The 17,516-nt window shown below is 66.8% G+C and carries 12 protein-coding genes; 6 read left to right on the top strand and 6 right to left on the bottom strand.

The features are described 5' to 3' along the window. Nucleotide 1: 1 nt before the first annotated feature. The gene (locus DI605_RS05930) at nt 2–1,669 is read right to left on the bottom strand and encodes a ShlB/FhaC/HecB family hemolysin secretion/activation protein (RefSeq protein ID WP_293970508.1); all 1,668 of its coding nucleotides are present in this window, start codon (nt 1,667–1,669) and stop codon (nt 2–4) included. A 260-nt stretch (nt 1,670–1,929) separates the two neighbouring features. Beyond that, nucleotides 1,930–2,790 (bottom strand): phenylalanine 4-monooxygenase, encoded by an 861-nt coding sequence (phhA, locus tag DI605_RS05925; protein ID WP_293970505.1) that lies wholly within the window; start codon nt 2,788–2,790, stop codon nt 1,930–1,932. Nucleotides 2,791–3,059: 269 nt separating this feature from the next. Here phhA and DI605_RS05920 point away from each other — a divergent pair, with 269 nt between their 5' ends. After that, entirely contained in the window at nt 3,060–4,493 is a 1,434-nt protein-coding gene (locus DI605_RS05920; protein WP_293970502.1) for a peptide MFS transporter, read from the top strand. A gap of 51 nt (nt 4,494–4,544) precedes the next feature. Here DI605_RS05920 and DI605_RS05915 read toward each other — a convergent pair whose 3' ends face one another. Genes DI605_RS05915 through DI605_RS05900 form a run of 4 tightly spaced genes read right to left on the bottom strand, consistent with a single transcriptional unit; the run spans nt 4,545 to nt 8,771 of the window. Continuing rightward, nucleotides 4,545–5,270 carry a TfuA-like protein gene (locus DI605_RS05915; protein ID WP_293970499.1) on the bottom strand — a complete coding sequence of 242 codons (726 nt, stop codon included), beginning with the start codon at nt 5,268–5,270 and terminating at the stop codon, nt 4,545–4,547. Then, nucleotides 5,267–6,331 carry a YcaO-like family protein gene (locus tag DI605_RS05910; protein WP_293970496.1) on the bottom strand — a complete coding sequence of 355 codons (1,065 nt, stop codon included), beginning with the start codon at nt 6,329–6,331 and terminating at the stop codon, nt 5,267–5,269. Before DI605_RS05910 ends, DI605_RS05915 begins: the two co-directional genes overlap by 4 nt. Before the next feature lie 59 nt (nt 6,332–6,390). Continuing rightward, on the bottom strand, nt 6,391–6,666 hold the full coding sequence (locus tag DI605_RS05905) for a hypothetical protein (protein WP_293970493.1): 276 nt from the start codon (nt 6,664–6,666) through the stop codon (nt 6,391–6,393). A 50-nt stretch (nt 6,667–6,716) separates the two neighbouring features. Continuing rightward, nucleotides 6,717–8,771, bottom strand: a complete 2,055-nt coding sequence (locus DI605_RS05900) for a tetratricopeptide repeat protein (RefSeq protein WP_293970490.1) — start codon at nt 8,769–8,771, stop codon at nt 6,717–6,719. Nucleotides 8,772–9,527: 756 nt separating this feature from the next. Between DI605_RS05900 and DI605_RS05895 the strand changes: the two genes are divergently transcribed. The 5 genes from DI605_RS05895 (at nt 9,528) to DI605_RS05875 (ending at nt 17,506) form a co-directional block, all read left to right on the top strand. Further along, on the top strand, nt 9,528–10,208 hold the full coding sequence (locus DI605_RS05895; RefSeq protein ID WP_293970487.1) for a response regulator transcription factor: 681 nt from the start codon (nt 9,528–9,530) through the stop codon (nt 10,206–10,208). Between the two features lie 19 nt (nt 10,209–10,227). Then, complete coding sequence (locus tag DI605_RS05890; protein WP_293970484.1) at nt 10,228–11,559, top strand: HAMP domain-containing sensor histidine kinase; 1,332 nt, start codon at nt 10,228–10,230, stop codon at nt 11,557–11,559. 149 nt (nt 11,560–11,708) lie between these two features. Continuing rightward, nucleotides 11,709–14,939, top strand: a complete 3,231-nt coding sequence (locus DI605_RS05885) for an efflux RND transporter permease subunit (RefSeq protein WP_293970481.1) — start codon at nt 11,709–11,711, stop codon at nt 14,937–14,939. Beyond that, a complete protein-coding gene (locus DI605_RS05880; RefSeq protein ID WP_293970478.1) occupies nt 14,929–16,089 on the top strand; it encodes an efflux RND transporter periplasmic adaptor subunit in 1,161 nt (386 codons plus the stop codon). Before DI605_RS05885 ends, DI605_RS05880 begins: the two co-directional genes overlap by 11 nt. Continuing rightward, complete coding sequence (locus DI605_RS05875) at nt 16,082–17,506, top strand: efflux transporter outer membrane subunit (RefSeq protein WP_293970475.1); 1,425 nt, start codon at nt 16,082–16,084, stop codon at nt 17,504–17,506. Before DI605_RS05880 ends, DI605_RS05875 begins: the two co-directional genes overlap by 8 nt. Nucleotides 17,507–17,516 lie beyond the last annotated feature (10 nt).

Genomic DNA, 17,516 nt, shown 5'->3' with positions numbered 1-17,516 from the left:
CTCAGCGGATCTGGGGCGCGAACTGCGCCGTCAGCGAGGCGAGCAGGCGCGCGGGGGGCGGCCGATCGTCAAACGACAAGGCCCGATCGAAGGGATGCGCATAGGTGATTTCGAACAGCAGCCGTCCGGGCAGGACCACCCGGGCGCCGCCGCCGGCCGAACGCAGGCGGCGATGGCCTTCGGTGGTGTTCATGTCGAGATTGCGCAGCCACACGATATCGCCGAAGCCGAAGATCTGGATCGGCAGCGCGCGCAGCAGCGGCAGATCCACGCGCAGCTCGTTTTGCACGCCGATCGCGCGATCGGCGCTGTTGGAGCCGGGATCGTAACCGCGCCCGATCGAAAGATTGCCGATCGAGAATTCCTCGAAATTCAGCAGCGGATGATTGGCCCATTGCCCGCGCATGCCTTCCGCCAGCGATACCGGCCCGGCGTGGACCGTGCCATCGAAGGTGCCGCGCACCACCCATGCCTGCGGATCGGCGCCGAAGCGGGACGAGGTATAGCCGCCGTCGCTGCCGTCCGTGCCGCGTGGCGTCGCCCCCAGGATGCCGAGGCCGCGCCGGACCTCGATGCTCGCGCCGAGCGCATAGATATCCGTGCCGTCGCTCCGGCGCTGGCGGAGATTGGCCGACCCCCTCAGGAAGGCGATCCTGAGCTTGTCCCGGTTCAGAGGCGTGGAGATGCCGCCTCCGTAGATGCGCGTGCGCTGCTCGATCAGCTCCGCTCCGCCGCCCAGCGTGACATTGTGGGAGACGGCGCGCACGATCGGCACCGTCAGATCGATACCGCCGATCACCGAACGCGAGCGCAGATCCAGCTGCTCCAGCTCCGGGCGCGAGAAAGCGTAATTCGCGCGCACGCCGACTGTGGCGCCGTCGCTGCCGAGCCCCGTGATATAGCCGATCTGGCCCACCTTCTGTTCATGCGATCGGGGCGTCGTGGAGGCGCCGACATAAGCGAGATCGGATGCGGTCAGCAGGCCGTATATCTCGCCGCGCGCATAAGCGGTGGTGCGCCCGATCTGCTTCGATCCATAATTCTGGACGTTGCCGAGCAAGGCGAAGCGCCGCCGGACGATGGTGAGATCGCCGATGACGGCGCCGGGCGCCGTTCCTGCCGGGCGCAGCGCGAGCTGGACGTCGAGCCCCGGAATGTCACCGGCCAGCAGCAGGATCCTCTCGGCTTCATGCTCGTCCAGCGGATCCAGCGCCTTGAGCTGGGCGATACGCTCCAGCAGGGTGCGGCGATAATGGCCGGGCTCGCCGCGCACCCGCACCTCCACGATGCGCGCCAGCACGATCGCCAGTGCCAGTTCGCCTCCGGTGATCTCCTGCGGGGGCACCTGCACGGAGGCGATGAAGCCCGCCCGGCGCAGGGCGGAGGTGGCGGCATCGCGGATATGGCAGACGATCGCGACGGGCTGTTCACCGGGATGCGCCACGGCCACCCCTGCCAGTTCGCGCAGCACCCGGGCGGGAAGCGGCCTGCCGTCGCTCGAGACGAAACGGACGGTGCGCAGATCGACCTGGACGGTGGACGTGTCGAACGGGCAGGGCGGCGTGGCGGTGGCCCGGCCGGAATCGATGCGAACGCGGCTTCTGGCCGCAGGATCGGGCTCCGGTGTCGGCGGCTGGATCTGTTCACGGCTGGGAACGCTATCCGGCACGCGCTCCTGCGCCCACGCCGGGGACGCGAGCGCGAGGGATGCGGCAATGAGCCGCGCAGCCCCCGAAGTGAAAACCCACAACCTGCGCATCCACCCCCCCGGGCGTTCGCGCGGCGGGAATCGTGCGCCTCGAACGGGGCGACGGCGATCGAGTCACGCGAGAATGATATTCTCCTAACGCCATTCGGGGATTTTGCGAGAAACAAGATGGTGAACGCGACCGGCCGTGATCGGCGCGCCCGATCCCCCGGTCTCGGGCGCTATGCGGCGGGGGGCGATGCGTGGGCCTGCGTGCCGCGCGTGAGCAGCCGATCGCCCGGCAGGATCGCGTCCGCTTCGATCTCCCGTCCGTCCGCCAGCTTGGCATAAAGCGGCGCGAAATCCGTCTCGATCGTCTGACGCAGCAGATCCTCGAAACTGTCGATGACGAAATAGGTCTGCTGATAATCGTCGATCCGATATCGCGTCCGCATCACCCGCTCGAGATCGAAGCCGAGCCGGTTGGGCGAGGGATCGTCGAGCGCGAAGAGGGATTCGCCGTGCGAGGAAACGATGCCCGCGCCGTAAAGCCGGAGCGCGCCCTGCTGCCGGATCAGACCGAATTCGACGGTATACCAGTAAAGCCGGGAGAGATTCCGGATCACGCCCATGCTGTCTGCGCGCAGCCCGCCCCGGCCATAGGCTTCCATATAATCGGCGAAGACGGGGTGCGCGAGCAGCGGGACATGGCCGAACACGTCATGGAACACATCCGGCTCCTCCAGATAATCGATCTGATCCGGCGTGCGAATGAAGCGGCCCGCCACGAAGCGGCGATGGGCGAGATGATCGAAGAACACATCATCGGGCACCAGGCCCGGGACGGCCACGATTTGCCACCCCGTGGCCTTCATCAGCCGATCGGAAAGCTCGCCGAAATGCGGGATGCCGGATCGCGTCATCCGCAGGATATCCAGGCCATCGATGAATTCGGGCACCACGCGATCGGGCAGCATCCCCGCCTGCCGGGCGAAGAGGCGATCCCACATGGCATGTTCCGCCGGCGTGTACGCTTCCCACGCCTGATCGATCGTCCAATCCTCGGCCGCGCCCTCGGGCCGTTCGATTCCTGCATGTGGCATGACGCGACTATCGTCCAAGACCTGATGCCTGTTCCTGTCATCGCGCGATCGATGCCAAAAATCGAGGAAACAATTTGCGGGCGGGCTCCGGTCGGGGGTTCGTCCGGCCGCCGGCCACGATGGATGGAGAGCATCTTTGCGGGTCTCCGCAATCCCCTGAGCGCGGCGTGAAACCGCTTCGATTCAGTCCTTTGGCCTTGAGCAGCCGCTCCGGTCAGCCTAGCGTGACGGAGGAGGCAGGGTCGATGCTCCGCACGTGAGGATGGAGCATGATGGTGAGCGGAGCGGGCGCCGGGGGCCGGGGCGGGGGGGAGGCCGGGCGGCCATCACCCGGCGGTGAGGATACCGCCTTCTTCGGCCATCCGCGCGGCCTGGGCTATCTGGCCGGCACCGAGCTTTGGGAGCGTTTCTCCTTCTACGGCATGCAATCGCTGCTGATGCTCTACATGACGAAATATCTGCTCCTGCCGAGCGTGGCGGGGGATGTCGCCGGGCTGGCGGGGTTCCGCGCGGCGCTCGGCGCGATCGTCGGGCCGATGAGCGACCTTGCCTTCGCCGCGCAGACGTTCGGCCTTTATTCGGGCTTCATGATGGTCGTGCCGCTGATCGGATCGTGGCTGGGCGATCGCGTGATCGGGCGCACGAAGACCGTCACGCTGGGGGCCGTGCTGATGGCGGCCGGGCATCTCGCGATGGCGATCGAGCAGGCCTTCCTGCTAGCGCTGGTGTTGCTGATCCTGGGGGGCGGCTGCCTGATCGGCAATCTCGCCGCGCAGGTGGGCAGCCTCTATGCGCCCGAGGACAGCCGGCGCACGCGCGCCTTTGGCCTCTATCTCGTGGCGCTCAACATCGGGGCCTTCGCCTCGCCCATCATCGTCGGCACGCTCGGCGAAAGGGTCGCGTGGCGCTGGGGCTTCGCGGCGGCGGGGATCGGCATGATGCTGGGCCTCCTCGTCTATCTGTGCGGGCGCCGCCATCTGCCGGCGCAGATCATGATCCGCGGCGGGGCGGGAAAGCGGCTGGGCCGCGCGCAATGGATCACGATCGGCGCGCTGGCGATCACGATGGTGCCGCGCATCTTCGCCATCGCGGCCGCGAAACAGGCCTACAGCATCATGCTGGTGTGGGCGGATGGCTCGGTCGATCGGCATGTCGGCCCGTGGGAGGTGCCGGTCACCTGGATCATGAGCGTGGATGGGATGATGACGATCATCGGCATCCTCCTGGTGGGCATGCTGTGGGCGAGGCTCGGCCGGCGCGGCTTGGAGCCGAGCGATGTGCGCAAGATCGGCATCGGCAATCTGATGGTTGCCGCCGCCTTCCTGATGATCGGCCTGATGGCCCAGCTGGCGAAGGTGCCGCTGCTCGGGTGGCTCGGCTTCTATCTGCTGCTGGATCTTTCCTATGCCTGGTGGGATCCGCCGGGAAAGGCGCTGATCTCCCGCTTCGCGCCCGCCTCCGTGAACGGCACGATGTTCGCCGCTTCCAATCTCGCAACGGCGGGCGGCTTCTTCCTGCTGGGCTATCTCGGGCGCTATTACGAGGCGCTGGGGCCGTCTTTCTATTTCCTGATGACGGCGCTTCTGCCGATCGTAGGCGGACTGTTCATGATCCTGTTCGCGAGGTCCTTGCTCCGGCTGCTCGAAACGGCGGACCGGGAAGGAGCCGGGGATGTCGCTGCCCCGCATCTCGCGCGCGGCTGAACGATCGCCTCGCGACGGGGCTTTGCGCGGGCGGGCAGGATATCGGCTTCGTCAAAGAAGGGGCGGCAGGCCGACCCCCACATGTTCGCTCAGGTGACGCAGGAAGGATGTCCGCGGTGCCGCAACGGGCGCAATGGCGGGGAGGGCGGCGTCCAGTGCCAGGCGGATCGCCTGCGCCGCATCGAGCGCCTTCAGATCGATGCGGTGCCCGGCGAGCCAGCCGCCGAAGGTGTCGGCCGTGCCGGCGTCGAGGTGCGCGCCGGCATGCTCCAGAATGCGGCGCCAGTGCCGGTCGCGGAAGTTCAGCGTGGCCGCCGCCCGGAGAATGATCTTGGCATCGGGCGGACGGATCACCCGTCCGCGTACCGCTGCGAGCAGGTTCGCACGCACGTTCACGAGCGGCTCGGTCAGAGCGCGCCAGCCCAGCTCGCGCGGCGCATGCAGCACGGCAACCTCATCGTCGGCCACCAGGCGCCCGCTCCGATAGGCGGCGAAGATCGCGCCGACCCCGATCATGCCATAAGGCGCAAGCTCGGCGGCACGCAGCGCGCCCATGCTCGCCGCGCCGATCACGGGGATGCCCTGCTCCATCAGGAGCAGGATTTCCTTGTGCCAGGGCGCCGGGCGGACGGCGAAATAGCCGTCGATCAGCACGATCCTTTCCGGGCGCTCCGGCATGACGGTGAGCATGTCTCCCGCCGAAGCGGGGGGCCTCCAGTCGATCGCCGGATCCGGATCGGCAGGCATGCTCGGCCCGGCGAAGGCGATGATGGTCATGCGGGCGCGCGCCGCCGCTCGCGCCAGAGATCGCCAAGGCCGGGCACGACGACCTTTACCACGATCGCGTCCGCGTCCCGATCGGACAGCCGAAGCCAGCCGATCCGGGGATAGCCGGCGGCGGCCAGCGCCCGCGCGAGATCATCGATGGCCCGCGCGTCGTCGAGCGGGGCATAGTCGTCCGTGGGGAAGGTCTGCTCCGTGATGAATCCGGGTGTGGGAAAGCCGAGGCCCAGCGGGCGGCGATGCTGGTCGGCCGTCCGCATCGGCAGATCGTCGCGCGTGCCCGCGATCATCGTGAGGCGCGATTGCAGCGCTTCCAGCAGGGCCGCGCGTAGCGCCGCTTCGGCCTGTTCGTGCGCTCCGGCGCCGGCGGCCGCCGCATGATCGCCCTCCGGCTCCGCCCCGTCGAGCAGTTCCACGACGAAGACGGGCAGGGCGACGATCGCCGGGACCCGGCTGACGCGCACCAGGATATCGAGGTCACGCAGTCGGCCGACAAGTTCCCGGAACCAGCCATGGGGGATCGTGTCGATCGCGATGCGCGATCCGGCCGATCCCGCGCGCCCGCTTCGCTGCCAGGCGCCGCGCGCGTCGCGCTCGATCACTTCATGCAGCGCGTGACGGATCGCCGCATCCCGTGAAAAATGCGCGGCAAGCCCGGTGCTGCACCGGCCGAACTCGCGATCATCGGCCCTCGTGAAATCCATCGAGACGATCATCTCGGGCACGAAGAAGGGAAGGCTTTCGCCGATCGGGTTCATCTCCACCCATCGGAGGATCCGATCGGGATCGAGCAGGCCGCGCGCGCGCGCGAAATCATCGATGGCGGGGGATCTTCGGTCGAGCGGCAAGGCGCGCCAAGAACAATCCGGCCCGACGCCGAGCCAGGCTTCGGCCGTCGCCGATTCCACGGCTTCCATGCAGGCGCCGATCCGGGCCGAACGGGCATCCAGCCCCTTGCCCTGATGGACGGAGAGAGCGCGGCTGAGGGGGCGAACCGCCTGCCATACGGGCACCCCCACCCGATCGAGCCCGGTGACGTCGGCAAGGCGCGTCACCTCGCAACGCGCCGCGGCGGCCGCGGCACGTTGCTCGATGTCCCGTGACACGGGCGGTGTTAGGGCCGGCTGACCTCGAAGGAGCTGGCTTCCAGCTTCTGCGGCGGCACGGCGGCGGCCTTCAGGCTGGGATCGACATGGCTTTCGAACAGTTCGCGCATCTGGCCCACGCCCACCTTCACCGCATCCGAGGCATCGTCGCCGGCATGATATTCCCACACGGCCTTGGTGAGATAGAGCTTGCCCTCATGCTCGATGAGGAAGACGGGCTTCGCCAGCGCCGGTTCCGCGCCTTCGGTCTTCTCCGAAGAAACATAAACGTGAAGATCGTCCATAAAACCTCCCTATGATGAACGTGGTGCGGAGCGCTGCGCTACTGTGTGAATTACCCGGCCAGAGCGAGGCCGCGGGCCAAGCCGTCGTCGATCAGGCGGCGGTGGGCCCTCTGCCGAAGCGGCATGAAGCGCTTGGTCCATTCGATGATGGTTTCATCGTCCAGCGGGGTGGCACCCCGCCAGACCCGCGCGAAACGCTGGCGCAGATCGGTTGCGAGCTGGCTCACGCGATCCCTGGGCTGGTGGCCGGCGGCATTGGCCAGCCGTACCGCCTGATAATGGAGGCCGGTGTGCGTGGAGCCGCGAAACTGCTCCTCCGCCTCCTCTGTCCGCTCCGCCAGCGCCAGCACAACGGCGGCATCGGCATGATAGTCAGGCGGAGGGAAGGGATTGATCGCAAAGGCGCGCGCGATCAGCGCCTGCGCCTCCGCAATCTCACCGAGAAAGGCGAGGCCCGAGCCGACCGCGTTGATGACCCGCGCATTGTTCGGCCCCAGATCCAGCGCCTTTTCGAAGGCCTGGGTGGATTCGGACCAGTTGCCGCCCCGCAAGTGGCACCAGCCGAGGCGCAGATGGACGACGGGATGATGCGGATCCAGTGCCCATGCCTCGCGCGCGAGCGACAGGGCGCGCGCGCGCAGCTCCACCGTGTCGTGGCCTGCGGATGTCTGCCAGAAATCGGTGTTGTAGAGCTGGACCAGCAGCAATCGCGCGCGGACATCCGAAGGCGTGCGCAGCGCGATGCTCTCCAGCAGATCGGCCGCTTCCTTGATTTCCTCGAAGGTCTCGCCGGTCCGCGCCAGTTTGCGCGCGCGGGCATAGACGGCATAGCTGTGATCGGTTCCGTGAACGCGCGGCGGCAGATTCAGGATCAGGTCGCGCTCGATCACCGGGGCCACAGCGCCCACCGTGCGCTGCACGATCAGATCCACGGCCTTGTCGAGATCCGCTTCCTCGATCGTGATCTGCTCGGACCAGAGCAACATGCCGGTGTCATTGCTGGCGAGCTTCACGTTCAGCCGGAATTTTTCACCCACTTCGCGGAGCGTGCCGGAAAGGAGATAGGTCACCACGGCCGTGCTGCAGACATCCGCCACGCGATCGAGATCGGAACTGTCGATCGCCAGGATACGGATATCGCGATGGCGGCCGAGCAGCGTGGAGATTTCGTCGGTCGAAATCGTGGCGATCGCCGCGCCATTCTCGCCCCGCCCGATCCAGGCCACCGGCGCCACGATCACCACCGGCGGCTCGACGACGGTGCCCGCCTTGGCCTTCACGCTCGTCGCCTCGGCCGCAGGCGCGGTGGCGGCCCCGAGTTCCGGCTGATCCAGCATCGGGCGAAGCGCGGTAAGCTCGGTGAAGGCGGCATGTGTTTCGGCCGAGGGCGTGACGCCGAATTCCTTTTCCAGCGCGGAAGACAGGCGACGGAAGCGGCGATGGACGGAAGCCAGATTGCCCTCCAGCGCATCGGCGCGCATGCCGAGCCGGGCCACGGCCTCGTTGCCCGGGTCCAGTCGTTCGAGCTGGTTGGCGATATCGCGAACGTGTCTGGCCGTCTCCATGGTCAGCCGCCCCTCCGCGGCTTCCAGGAGGGATGCGACGAGGCGATTGTGCTGCGCCGTGCGCTCGACCATGAGCCAAGCGTCGAACGCCGGGGAGAGCCCCTCCAGATCGCGCAGCAATTCGGAATCGATCTGCTGCAACAGAGCGGGAAGCTCCGCGAGCCTGCCGTCGCGGGCAGCGGCGATGACGGTGGATGCGTCGCTTTCGAACAGCCCGGCGTGGAGCAGCATCGTATCGCGCGTGATTTCGATCGCATCGGCGCACAGGCCCAGCGCCTTGCGCAGTTCGGCGAGCGACTGGCGCAGGCTGGCGCGCGCCTGTTCCTCTCCGCGATCGCTCCAGAAAAGTTCGGCGATGACTTCGCGGCTGGCGCGATGGCGGTTGGTGAGGGCGAGATAGGCAAGGATTCCGCGCGCCTTGCGGCCTCGCGGCGTGACTTCGGGGCCACCGTCACCTTCACGGGCGGCAAATTCGCCGAACAGGCGGAGCTGCAGCCTTTCAGCAGCCCGCGGCTCGACCTGCCTTGACGTGATCGGCATCGCCGGCCTGCCCCTTTTCCCGGCCGTGAAGCGTAAACCGGTCTCCCGGCGGGGTAAAGCTGCACTTCGCGGGATCGGTCAAGGGGCGCGGGCGCCCGGACCCCGGATTTCGGCGCAGGGCATGCCGACATCTGGTGGCGGGCGGGATCAAAAGCAGGGCTACTGCACAAAACGCTCAAGCTACATGCTCAGTAATAACGAGTTGAAATTAACCGGGACGGCGCCCCCAATGCGCCGCCCCGTCCCCCATCAGCGGCGAGCGAAGCGGACGCTCCTCCCCCGAGCCGCTGATTGTTGGGATCCGTTTCACACGGCCCTCGCCCCGATCGGCACGGGCGTGCTGGATAGATCACAGGATGCTCGGGACGGCCGACGATGCGCGGCAATCGGAAGATGTCGCTGCACACATTCGAACCATCCTCCTCGTTCCATCCCCTTCGAACTCTGGTCCCGCATCCTGGCGGCTACATCGGCCGATGCCGCCCTGCCGCTTCTGAATGCTCCAATTGGCGGCCGGGAGCGCGCGAAAAGACCGTGAAAAATGCGTGAATCCCATGAAATCGGCGCCGTATTGCCTTCGTGCAGGGGCACTGAAGGCGCGGACCGCCGACCGCCGACCCGTTGTCCCGCCATGACGCCGGCGCCGGCCCGCGATCCCGGTCATCGATCCGCGATCGATCGTGGCGAGCGCTTGCGAGGGGGAGAGGCGCATGCGACAGCCCCCGTTCCTATTCACGGAAGGAGCAGATCGGCGCCATGCCGCGCGTGCTGGTCATCGAAGACGATCCCACGGTCGCCCGTTCGATCAAGGCGCATCTGGAGAAACACGAATACAGCGTCGTCGTCGCCGACGATGGCGAGGCGGGGCTTTCGCTTGCCCGGTCCGAATATTTCGATGCGATCACGCTCGATCGGATGCTGCCGAAGCTGGATGGGCTGGAAGTGCTCGGCCGGATCCGGGAAGGGGCGATCCTGACGCCCGTTCTGGTGGTGAGCGCCCTCTCCGATGTGGACGAGAGGATTGCCGGCCTGCGCGCGGGCGGTGATGATTATCTGATCAAGCCCTTCGCCTATCCCGAGCTGGTCGCGCGGCTGGAGGCCTTGCTGCGGCGTTCCCCCACCGATGCGAGACGCGAGACGATCCTGCGCGCAGGCCCGCTCGAGATCGATCTGCTGGATCGCGCGGTTGCATTCGACGGCAAGGAATTGCGGCTGCCGGACATGGAATTCCGGCTGCTGGAATTCCTGGTCCGCAATGTTGGCCGGGTCGTGGGGCGGCGCGTGATCTTCGAGCAGGTGTGGGGCTATTATTTCGATCCCGGCCCGAATCTCATCAACGTCCACATCGCCCGGTTGCGCAAGAAGCTGGATACCGGCTCGCGCGGTGTGGCGATCGCCACCGTGAAAGGCGAGGGCTATCGTCTCGATCTCGCCTGAGCGACTGCGCTGGCGCGAGGTGGGGCACACCTCGGCATTCAGGCTCACCTGCATCCTGGGGGGCCTGTTCGCGACCGCCATGGTGACGATGGCGGTGGTGATCTATCTGATCACCGCGCGCCAGCTGATCGCCCGGAGCGAGGGGATCCTCAACCGCGAGGCGCAGCGCGTGGCGGCCTATCCCTCGTCCCGGCTTGCCGAAGAGGTGACGGCCGAAGTGGCCCGCAATGCCAAGGGGCTGGATCATTTCGGCCTTCTGACCAGCGATGGCCGCAGCCGGATCGCGGGGGACATCGGCCCTTTTTCCGATCTCCGTCTCGATCGCCCGCACGATGTGCCGGCGCAGGCCGGCCAGGCGGCGATGCGTATCCTGGCGAGCCGGCGCGTGGATGGCCGGATCACGCTGATCGGTCGTGACATCAGCGAACGCCGCGATCTCCTGAAGGTCGTGTCGGAGGTGATCGCCAGCACGGTCCTCATCATCCTGCCCGGAACGCTGCTGATCGGCGCGCTTATCAGCCGCGCGCCGCTGGCCCGCATCCGTAACCTGCAACGGGCCTGTCGGCGCATTGCGGAGGGCGAGCTGGATGTGCGCATGCCGGTCGCCGGAAAGGGCGACGAACTCGATCAGGTCGCGATGACGATCAACGACATGGTCGACGATCTCGGTCGTGTGCTGAGCCAGGTGAAGAGCGTGACCGATGCGATCGCCCATGATCTGCGCACGCCGCTCGCCCGCGTGAAGGCCAATCTGCTCGATTATCATGAGCGCCTCGAGGGCGCCGGGTCGGCCGATGCCATGGACAGGCTGACCGGCGATCTGGATATCGTTCTCGAACGCTTTTCCGCGCTCCTGCGTATCGCGGAACTGGAGGCGAGCGCGCGCACCTCGCGCTTTGCCGCGATCGATCTCGGCCGGCTCGTGGAAACGGCGGCGGGGCTTCACGCGGCCGTCGCGGAAGATGGCGGGATCATGCTTTCCGTTCAGCCTTCCCGGCCCGCGATGGTGACGGCGGATCCCCAATTGCTACTCGAAGCGCTTTCGAACCTGATCGATAATGCGATCAAGTTCGCGCGGTCCACCGTCACGCTTACGACAGATGTCGTGGATGGTGAGGTTTGGGTGAGCATCGCCGATGACGGGCCGGGCATTCCGGGGGAGGAACGCGAGGCGGTCCTGCGGCGCTTCTACCGGCGGGATCGCGATCGCGATCGACCGGGCACGGGGCTGGGCCTCAGCGTGGTGACCGCCATTGTGCATCTGCACAAGTTTCGACTGGTTCTGGCCGATGCGAAACCGGGCCTGATCGCAACGATAATCGCCCGCGCCCATTCCGATATCGACGGCTGAGGAACGGATTCCGTCATTTTCGGCACATGAACACAAATTCACTCGGCACATCGGCGTAACCGGGGAGACATTCCCCGGCAATGGTGCGGCGCAGCGCGGATCCGATCCGCCAGACCAGCACGCGATCAGCCTGACGGGGGAATATCTCGGTGCTCCATCTGGTGAAGCTCGCGCTGTCGCGCCCTTACACCTTCGTGGTCCTCGCGATCATGATCCTGATTTCGGGATCGATCGCCTGGATCCGCACGCCGACCGACATCTTCCCGAACATCAGGATCCCGGTGATCGCGGTGGTGTGGAGCTATAACGGGTTGCCGCCCAAGGATATGGCCGGCCGCGTCATCACCTACTTCGAGCAGGAACTCTCCACCACCGTCAACGATATCGATCATATCGAAAGCCAGTCGCTGGGCGGGGTCGGCGTCGTCCGGATCTTCTTTCAGCCCAATGTCGATATCCGCACGGCGACCGCGCAGGTCACCTCCATCTCGCAGACTGTGCTGAAGAACATGCCGCCGGGCATCACGCCGCCCATGATCCTCAATTACAATGCCTCGACGGTGCCGATCGTCCAGCTCGCGCTTTCGTCGAAGGACCTGTCCGAACAGAAGATCTTCGATCTCGGGCAGACCGCGATCCGCCCTTCGCTGGCCGCGATTCCGGGCGCCTCGATCCCGACGCCGTATGGCGGCCGGCAGCGCCAGATCCAGATCGATCTCAATCCCGCCGAGCTTGAGGCGCGGCATCTCTCCGCAAGTGACGTGAGCACCGCGCTCGCTGCGCAGAACCAGATCGTTCCCGCCGGCACCGCGCGGATCGGCCGCCACGAATTCAACATCCAGCTCAACAACAGCCCATCCGATTTCAGCGCGCTCAACGAACTGCCGATCAAGACGGGGGAGGGCGGCACGGTCTATATCGGCGATGTCGCCCATGTGCGCGATGGATCGCCGCCACAGGCCAATATCGTGCGCGTGAATGGCGGCCGCGCGGTGCTGATGATGGTGCTGAAAAGCGGCTTCACCTCCACGGTGGAGATCGTCGACAATGTGAAGGCGCTGATCCCGCAGGTGAAGCTGTCGCTGCCGTCGTCGCTCAAGATCGATCTGCTGTCCGATCAATCGATCTTCGTGCGCGCGGCGGTGTCGGGCGTGATCCACGAAGGAGTCATCGCCGCCGCACTCACTTCCCTCATGATCCTGCTGTTCCTCGGATCGTGGCGCTCCACCGTCATCATCGCCGCGTCGATCCCGTTGGCCGTGCTGTCGGCCGTGGCCGGGCTCGCCCTATCGGGCGAAACGCTCAACGTGATGACGATGGGCGGCCTCGCGCTGGCGGTCGGCATCCTGGTCGACGATGCCACGGTGACGATCGAGAATATCAACTGGCATCTCGAGCAGGGCAAATCCGTGCGGCGGTCCATCCTCGACGGCGCCGAGCAGATCGTGCGGCCGGCGCTGGTTTCGCTGCTGTGCATCTGCATCGCGTTCATCCCGATGTTCTTCCTGCCAGGCATTGCGGGTTTCCTGTTCGCGCCGATGGCGAAGGCCGTGGTGTTCGCGATGATCGCGTCCTTCGTGATCTCGCGCACGCTGGTGCCGACGATGGGCAATTATCTGCTGCGCGAGCATGGCGCGCCGCACACGGCCGAGCAGATGGTGTCGCATGATGCGCAGGTCGGCCATTCCGGCACGCGCAATCCCTTCCGCCGCTTCCAGCACGGTTTCGAGCAGCGCTTCGAGCGGATCCGCGAAGCCTATGTCGATCTCCTGCGTCTCGCGCTGGCGGGGCGGGCGCGATTCCTCACCGGCTTCATGGCGATCGTTCTGGCATCCTTCGCGCTGGTTCCCTTCCTGGGGCGCAATTTCTTCCCGGCCGTCGATGCCGGCCAGATCAACATGCATGTCCGCGCGCCATCGGGCACGCGGATCGAGGAAACGGCGGCGCTGTTCGACAAGATCGAGGATCGCATCCGTGCGGTCATCCCGAAGGATCAACTGGGCTCGATCGTCGACAATATCGGGCTGCCGGTTTCGAACGTGAACCGCGCTTATATGAACACGGGCAGCGTCGGCCCGCAGGATGGCGACATTCTCGTGTCGCTTTCCAAGGAACATGCGCCGACCGAAGGCTTCGTGAAAAAATTGCGGACGGCGCTGCCTGTCGAGTTCACCGGAACGACCTTCTCGTTCCTGCCGGCCGACATGGTCAGCCAGATTCTGAACTTCGGTGCGCCGGCGCCGATCGACGTGATGGTTACCGGCAAGGATGCGGCGGCGAACAAAGCCTATGCCGACCTGCTCGTCTCGCGCCTGAAGCGGGTGGCGGGTCTGGCCGACGTTCGCCTCCAGCAGGCCGACGATTATCCGCAGCTGGACATCAACGTGGATCGTACCCGCGCCAGCATGATCGGGCTGACCGAGAATGACGTGACACGCAGCCTCTCGATCAATCTGGCGGGCAGCCTCCAGACCGCCCCGGTCTTCTGGCTGAACCCGGAGAACGGCGTCTCCTACCCGATCGTCGCGCAGGTGCCGCCGCATCGCATCGCATCGATGGACCAGATGGAAAATCTGCCCGTCACCGGGGGCGGCAGCGATCGGTTCCAGATCCTCGGCGCGCTCGGCTCCCTCTCGCGCGAAACCTCGCCCGCCGTGGTGTCCCATTATTCGGCCAAGCGATCCTACGATGTCTATGCGACGCTGCAGGGCCGTGATCTCGGCAGCGTCGCCACCGAGATCAACCGGATCCTGGAGGAAACGAAGACGGACAAGCCGGCCACCGCCACGGTCGTCCTGCGCGGCCAGGTTCAGACGATGAACACGGCCTTCCTGGGCCTGATCCTCGGCCTCGCCGGCGCGGTGATCCTGATCTACATGCTGCTGGTCGTCAATTTCCAGTCGTGGATCGATCCGGCGATCATCATCTCCGCGCTGCCGGCGGCGCTCGCGGGGATTGCCTGGATGCTGTTCGGCACGGAGACGCCGCTCTCCGTGCCGGCCTTGACCGGCGCCATCATGTGCATGGGCGTGGCGACGGCCAATTCGGTGCTGGTGGTCAGCTTCGCGCGGGAGCGGCTGGCGGAGATCGGCGATCCCGTGATGGCGGCGATCGAGGCGGGCAGCACGCGCTTCCGCCCGGTGCTCATGACGGCGCTCGCGATGGTCATCGGCATGGGGCCGATGGCGCTGGGGCTGGGCGAGGGGGGCGAGCAGAACGCGCCGCTCGGCCGCGCCGTGATCGGTGGTCTCATCTGCGCCACGATCGCCACGCTCGTCTTCGTGCCCTCCCTTTTCAGTCTCGCGCATCGCAGGCACGGTCAGACGCCCGCGCCCGAGGATGCCGCCGGATCCCCTGGAGACATCGTCTATGCCGAATGACAGCCTTTCCGGCCGTCCCGTCCCGCGCAGATTGCGGGTGGCGGGCGCCATCGCCGCTGCCGTGGCGCTCTCCGTGGTCGTCGCCGGCACCATATCGCGCGCCAGCCAGACGAAAGAGGCGCAGCAATGGTCTGACGGTGCGGCGATACCCACCGTTCATCTCGTCACGGTCTCGGGCAGCAAGGATGGGGAGCCGCTCGTGCTGCCGGCCACGATGCAGGCATGGGTGGGATCGCGGCTATTTGCGCGCGTGCCCGGCTATGTGCGGTCCTGGCAGCATGATATCGGCGCGCACGTGGCGGCCGGTACGGCGCTGGGCGTGATCGACACGCCGGAGCTGGACCAGCAGATCGTGGCCGCGCGCGCCCAGCTGGCGATGAGCGCGGCCAGCGAGAAGCTTGCCCGCAGCACCGCGGCGCGGTGGAACGATCTGTTGGCGGATCGCTCGGTTTCCCGACAGGAGGCTGACGAGAAGAATGGCGATCTGGCGACCAAGACGGCGGCCGTGGATGCGGCGAAGGCCAATCTCGGCCAGTTGATGGCGATGAAATCCTTCGCGGTGATCCGGGCGCCCTTCGCGGGCGTGCTGACGGCCCGCAACGCCGATATCGGCGATCTCGTTGGCCCCAATGCCAGCAATCCGCGCCCGATCTTCGCCGTGGCGCAGACCGGCCGCATGCGGATCTACGCCAACGTGCCGCAGAGTTATTCCGCGCATATGCAGCCGGGCCTGAAGGCGGTGCTGGTGGTGCCCGATTATCCCGGCCGCACCTTTACGGCCGAGATCATCGGCAATTCCGGCGCGATCAACAGCCAGACAGGTAATCTCCAGGTGCAGCTCGCGGCCGACAATGCCGATGGCGCGCTGAAGCCGGGCGGCTTCGCGCAGGTGAGGTTCGCCCTTCCGGCGCGCGGCGATGTCGTGGAAGTGCCGTCCAGCACGCTCATCTTCCGAGGCACGTCACCGCAGGTGGCCACCGTCGATGCCGCCGGCCGGATTCACATGCGCCCCTTGATCCTCGGCCGCGATCTGGGGCGGGTGGTGGAGGTGCTCTCCGGCCTGCACAGCGGCGACAGGATCGTCGATAATCCGCCGGACTCGCTGGCGGAGCGCGATGTCGTGAAAGTCGGCGCGCCCGGCAATGCGTAATCGCCAGCGCCCGGCGTGGGGCAGTATCGGGCTGCTCGCCCTGAGCGGCTGCTCCTTCGCGCCGGACTATCATCCCCCCAAGGCCGAAATCGCCCCCGCCTTTCGCGAAGAGGGTCCCTGGCGCGAGGCTCGCCCGGCTGATCGCGCCATCGCGCCGGACTGGTGGCGCGCCTTCGGCGATCCCGTGCTCGATCGCCTGCAGGCGCAGGTCGCGGCCTCGAATACCGATCTCGCCATTGCCATGGCACGGTACGATCAGGCGCGCGGCGGCCTCACGCAGACGCGATCGGTCGCTTTGCCGGATGTCTCCATCGCGACCGACCTGACCCGAAACCGGCAATCGGCCGATCGGCCGCTGCGCAGTGCCGCCCAGCCCACCTATTATGGCGCGCATGCCGTGGAGGCGCAGTTCGGTTTCGAACTGGATCTGTGGGGGCGGATTCGCAATCTGATCGCTTCGGGCAAGGCGCAGGCCGAGGCATCGGCCGACGACGTGGCCGAAATCAGGCTGAGCCTGCAGACCGAACTCGCCCGCCAATATTTCGCGCTGCGCGGCTATGATCGGCAGATCGCCGTCCTGACGCAGACGGTGGATGCCTTCGCACAGGCCGATCACCTGACCAGGCGCCGCGTTTCCGGCGGGGTCGCATCGGAGCTGGACGCGGCCCGCTCCGGCACCCTGCTGGCGGAGGCGCGTGCCCAGCTCGCGGACGTGCAATCCCAGCGCGCACAAGCCGATCATGCGATCGCGACCCTGATCGGCGAAAGCGCGTCCCGGTTCACGCTGGCGGTGGATGCGGGCGAGCCGACAATGCCGGTCATTCCCTCCGGCCTCCCGTCGACACTGCTGGAGCGCCGGCCCGACATCGCCGCGGCCGAGCGGCGCATGTTCGCCGCCAACGCGCAGATCGGGGTCGCGCGTGCGGCATTCTTTCCCGCGATCCGGCTGGGCGGCGGCATCGGATATCAGGCGACGGCGCTTTCCGGGCTGATGACCGCGCCGAACACGCTATGGTCGATCGGAACGTCCGGATTGGCGCCGCTGTTCGATGGCGGCCGCCGGCGCGGCTCGCTGGCGGTGGCCAAGGCCCGCTGGTCCGAGGCGACGGCCTCCTATCGCGGGAAGGTTCTGGTCGCTTTCCAGGAGGTGGAGGACAATCTCGCGTCGCTTCACTATCTGGAAGACCAGCTGTCGGCGGAGCGGGATGCGGTCCGGCAGGCGGCGGCGGGCGAATCCCTTTCCGTCAGCAAATATACCAAGGGCGCGGCCATCTATCTCGACGTGATTACCGCGCAGACCACGGCGCTCAGGACGCGGCTGGCGCTGATCGGCCTCGAAACCCGCCATCTCCAGACGAGCGCCCGCCTCATGACCGCGCTGGGAGGCGGCTGGTCACCGGATGCGAGATCGGGCTGATGTGGTCCCC

It is taken from the genome of Sphingomonas sp., assembly GCF_003248515.1.
Taxonomy (GTDB): domain Bacteria; phylum Pseudomonadota; class Alphaproteobacteria; order Sphingomonadales; family Sphingomonadaceae; genus Sphingomonas_I.
This window is presented reverse-complemented; position numbering and strand designations above follow the sequence as displayed.